The following is a 3,289-nucleotide window of genomic DNA, read 5'->3' on the forward strand; positions in this document are numbered from 1 at the left end:
ATCCGGGCGCCTCTCCCAGGCGCGGCTGCTTTCATCGGTCATCGATCCGGGCGCCTTTCCCAGGCGCGGCTGCTTTCATCGGTCATCGATCCGGGCGCCCTTCCCAGGCGCGGCTAGTCATTGATTTGGGCGCCCCACGCGGGGCGCGTTGATGGACTTTTTGCGAGTCCATCACTATTCATCTTTCCTGATTATTATAAAATCTGCGCTAAAAACGTTTTCGTCCTGGCGTGGTCGGGGGAGTCGAACATCTTTTCCGGTGTTCCTTCTTCAACGATGCGCCCCTCATCCATGAACACCACCCGGTCGCACACTTCCCTGGCAAACCCCATTTCGTGGGTGACGGCGCAGATCGTCATCCCCTCCCGGGCAAGGGCCTTCATGACGTCGAGGACTTCTCCGATCATCTCGGGGTCCAGGGCGGAGGTGGGTTCGTCGAAGAGCATGATCTTCGGCTGCATGGCCAGGGCGCGGGCGATGGCAACGCGCTGCTGCTGGCCTCCCGAGAGCTGGGACGGGTAGGACCCGGCCTTTTCGGGGATGCCGACCTTGGTGAGAAGTTCCATGGCGATATTTTTGGCCTGCTCCCTCGGGCGCTTGCGGACCGTTGTCTGGGCAATGGTCACGTTTCCAAGGACGGTCATGTGGGGGAAAAGGTTGAAGCTTTGGAACACCATGCCCACTTCAGCACGTACGGCGTTGATATTGGTCCGCGAGTCGGTGAGGGGGATGCCGTCGATGTTGATCTCGCCGCTGTCGGCGGTCTCAAGGTGGTTCAGACACCTGAGCAGTGTGCTTTTCCCGGAGCCGGATGGCCCGATAATGGTCACCACCTCTCCCTTTTCCACGCGCATGGAGACGTCCACGAGGGCGGCGACCTTGTGTCTGGAGTAGAATGTCTTGCACACATTTTTGACATCAATCACTGGCCGCAAACCTCCTCTCCAGGTACTGGACGATCATGGACAGGCTGAAGGTGAGGATAAGGTAAAGGGCCGCCACCGTGAAAAACACCTCGAAATAGTTGAATGTTGACGTCCCGATCTCCCTCCCGGCGCGGGTCAGCTCCACGAGGGCGATAACCCCCACCAGCGAGGAGTCCTTGATGAGGGAGATGAACTGGCCGGCAAGGGGCGGCAGGATCCGCTTGAACGCCTGGGGGAGAACGATGTAGCGCATGGCCAGGTAGTAGTTCATTCCCAGGGAACGGGCCGCCTCCATCTGACCCCGGTGGATCGACTGGATCCCGGCCCTGATGATCTCGGCGATGTAGGCGCCGGCGAAAAATGATAAGGCCAGCACTCCGGCCATGAAGCTGGACAGGGAAAACACCTGACCCACGAAAAAATAGAAGATGTAGATCTGGACCAGGAGAGGTGTCCCCCTGATGAGTTCGATGTAACCGATGGCCAGCCACTTGGGCGCGGGGTTCGAGGAGATCCGGGCAAGGCCGGTGACCAGACCGATAATGATCCCAAGGAAGATCGATATGAGGGAGATCTCGAGGGTCAGCAGCAGCCCTGTGAGGAGCAGCCCCGCTTTCCATCGGTCCCATTTGGCCAGAAGCTGTCCTGACTGGATCTCATCGTCAACCGTCAGGCTCACGAGGTCGGTTGGAACAGTATAGTATTGTTCGTCTCCCAGCCGGTTCTCCACCACGATTGTGGTGTCGGAACCGATCTTGTCCAGGGCAGTGACGATGGCGTCGTCCTCCGCCACGATCTCCATGACGTCACGGTATATTACATAACGCGGGATCTGCTCCCATCGCCACACATAATCGACCTTGTTTGTCGTATGTATGATCCCGGCGACAACACCGACAAGGATTATCGCGAGAATGAGCCAGGAGATACTGTTCCGGAAGCGGTCGTTGTGTAAAAGTTCTTTCATCGTGTCCAACGGCATGTCTCCAACTCGCAAAACGGCTCCCGGAGTCTCTTAATAGGAGGCTTTTTGCGAGGTTATCAACCTTGACAGAGTCGCAAAAAATCCAATCCGGCTTGACAGGTGCTAACAAGGGCCGGGGGGCCTTTTGAGCCCCCCGGATTAGCCAGCTGGTTTCATGCTGACTACTGGATGTCCTTGATCCATTCGTTACCGGTGATCCACTTGTTGTAGATCCTGTCGTAAGAACCGTCTCCCCTTGACTGCGCCAGAAAGTTGTTCAGCCAGTTCAAAAAGTCGACGTCGCCCTGCCTGATGGCCCATCCGAGGGGTTCGAAGGTGAACGGTTCATCCAGGAAAACAAGCTTCCCGGCCCCTTTCTGGGCATAGAAAACGGCACAGTACGGAAGGTCATACACAAATGCGTCAGCCTTGCCGTTGATGACCTCGAGGGCTGCCTCAGGCTCTGTCTCGAAGCTCTTGTACTTGGCTCTTGGGATCATGCTCTTTACGGCCTGCTCGCCGGTGGTGCCCAGCTTGGAGGTAACCGTGTATTTCGGGTCGTTGAGGTCCTTGTAACCTTTGATCTTTCCCTCGAGGTTCTTGTTGATGAGGATGGTCTGTCCGACGATTATGTAGGGGTCGACGAAGTTGACCCTGAGGTTGCGGCTCTGGGTGACGGTCATGCCGCTCATGATAATATCGAACTTGTCCGTGAGAAGGGAACCGATGATGCCGTCCCATGCAGTGGGAACCAGTTCCAGCTCAACACCCATCTGCTTGGCCATGAGCCTGGCCATGTCCACGTCAAAACCGACGATCTTGCTCTGCTTGTTCTGCATCTCGAAAGGCATGTAGCCCGGCTCCAGCCCGACCCGGAGTTTCCCGGCCTTGATAATGGACTCCAGTGCGGTCATATCGGCCGCCATGGCAGGAACAGCCAGGGCGACCACGAGGGCAGCGATCAGAAAGATACGTCTCATGGTTCCTCCTTTTAAAAAAAACGGTATTCCCCCGTTACCAGGGGGCGGGAAAGGCATCAATAGGATTTCCCCTCGTCCAGAAGTTCGCTGAAGATCATCTCGACATTGCACTTTGGACATTTCGGGAACTCTTCCTTGGGAATGTAGATGATCTGGGTGTGATCACAGGTGGGACATTTTACCTGGACGGCCTCTGCTTTGTCTCTCATGACCCCTCCCCTCAATGAATTTTAACTTTAGCATCGGGTTTGAGCCGGTGTCAATGAAACCCGAAATCCGCCGATTGGACCCCTCCGGCCGGAGGTTGATAAATACCAATCGCGGATTTCGGGGGCTCCACACTTCTTGACAGGGTCGCAAAAAGTCCAATCCGGGACTTTTCGCTCCACGGAAAGGGAAAAGCGTCGTTTTCCCTTTCC

Annotated in this window: 4 protein-coding genes; all 4 read right to left on the reverse strand. The window is 56.3% G+C overall.

What is annotated here, in order from left to right:
- Positions 1-194: 194 nt before the first annotated feature.
- Entirely contained in the window at positions 195-926 is a 732-nt protein-coding gene (locus tag P1S46_11940) for an amino acid ABC transporter ATP-binding protein (protein MDF1537180.1), read from the reverse strand.
- A complete protein-coding gene (locus P1S46_11945; GenBank protein MDF1537181.1) occupies positions 919-1,893 on the reverse strand; it encodes an amino acid ABC transporter permease in 975 nt (324 codons plus the stop codon). Before P1S46_11945 ends, P1S46_11940 begins: the two co-directional genes overlap by 8 nt.
- Before the next feature lie 179 nt (positions 1,894-2,072).
- Positions 2,073-2,870 carry a transporter substrate-binding domain-containing protein gene (locus P1S46_11950; protein ID MDF1537182.1) on the reverse strand — a complete coding sequence of 266 codons (798 nt, stop codon included), beginning with the start codon at positions 2,868-2,870 and terminating at the stop codon, positions 2,073-2,075.
- A gap of 56 nt (positions 2,871-2,926) precedes the next feature.
- Complete coding sequence (locus P1S46_11955) at positions 2,927-3,079, reverse strand: hypothetical protein (protein MDF1537183.1); 153 nt, start codon at positions 3,077-3,079, stop codon at positions 2,927-2,929.
- Positions 3,080-3,289 lie beyond the last annotated feature (210 nt).

The organism is bacterium, from assembly GCA_029210545.1.
Taxonomy (GTDB): domain Bacteria; phylum BMS3Abin14; class BMS3Abin14; order BMS3Abin14; family BMS3Abin14; genus JARGFV01.

Coding starts and splice junctions, on each gene's coding strand:
- P1S46_11945 (MDF1537181.1), bottom strand. CDS start 1,893: ATGAAAGAACTTTTACACAACGACCGCTTCCGGAACAGTATCTCCTGG.
- P1S46_11950 (MDF1537182.1), bottom strand. CDS start 2,870: ATGAGACGTATCTTTCTGATCGCTGCCCTCGTGGTCGCCCTGGCTGTT.
- P1S46_11955 (MDF1537183.1), bottom strand. CDS start 3,079: ATGAGAGACAAAGCAGAGGCCGTCCAGGTAAAATGTCCCACCTGTGAT.